This is a genomic window from Massiliimicrobium timonense, from assembly GCF_002160865.1.
Lineage (GTDB): Bacteria > Bacillota_I > Bacilli_A > Erysipelotrichales > Coprobacillaceae > Allocoprobacillus.
Map to the genome: position 1 here is coordinate 1 of NZ_NFLJ01000099.1, position 987 is coordinate 987.

A 987-nucleotide genomic window follows, 5' to 3' on the forward strand; every position below is an offset into this window, starting at 1 on the left:
GCTATCTGTTTGGAAAGACGGAAATCTATAATTCATGGAGTGCCTTGAACTATGTCAAGAAATTACTGAATGATGACCATTTTCAGGCTGTATCTTTCTGGGCGAATACCAGCAGCAATAATCTTGTTAAAACATATATCGAATATGCAACGATGACAATGAAGGAAGAATTTGAAAAACTAATCAATGATCAAAGCATCATCAAAAAGATTATTCCTGAACTGACGTATCGAGAAATGGACTTTCATAGTATTCAGACAATGAATGACAATGTCTATAGTTTTCTGTTGTTTACTGGTTATCTGAAAATCAAGAGTAAGGTTGATAATGATCATCCTTATACCTATGAACTTGTGATTCCTAATAAAGAAGTCAAATATATCTATGAAGATATCTTTATGAAATGGTTTGACAGCTATCAAAGAAAAAGAGATTTGTCATTCATAGAAGCTTTGATACAAGAAGATGTCATGAAAGCTAATCGCTTATTGCAGGATGTTCTCCAACAGAGCATCAGCTATTATGATAACTATGAAAACTTCTATCATGGTTTCATGGTAGGCTTTTTAAAGGCTAATGGTTATACAGTTCAATCCAACAGGGAAAGTGGAGAAGGAAGATTTGATATAGCAGTGCTTCCTTACAGTATACTTGATACAGCACTGATTATAGAATGTAAACATTCATCTAGCATCAAGGAACTAAGAAAGGACAGTGCCAAAGCAAGTGAACAGATTATCAGACAGAAATATATTGAAGGACTGATAGAAGAAGGATACGAACATGTCATAGGATATGGTATATCTTTCTATAAAAAACAATGCATTATAACAAAAGCAGAATAATTTCTGTTTTTAATACTAACAATTATAATAGAGTAGAGGGAAGAAATTAATCTTCGCCCCTCTCATTGCACCGTACGTACGGGTCTCGTATACGGCGCTACATTTATATGTTAATACAACCTATCTTAGATAGTATGCGAGG

At 33.8% G+C, this 987-nt stretch carries 1 protein-coding gene; it reads left to right on the forward strand.

What is annotated here, in order from left to right; all coding sequences use genetic code 11:
- Window positions 1-845, forward strand: an 845-nt coding sequence (locus tag B5E75_RS14325) for a PD-(D/E)XK nuclease domain-containing protein (RefSeq protein WP_338037081.1), incomplete at its 5' end; no start/stop codon positions are given.
- Window positions 846-987 lie beyond the last annotated feature (142 nt).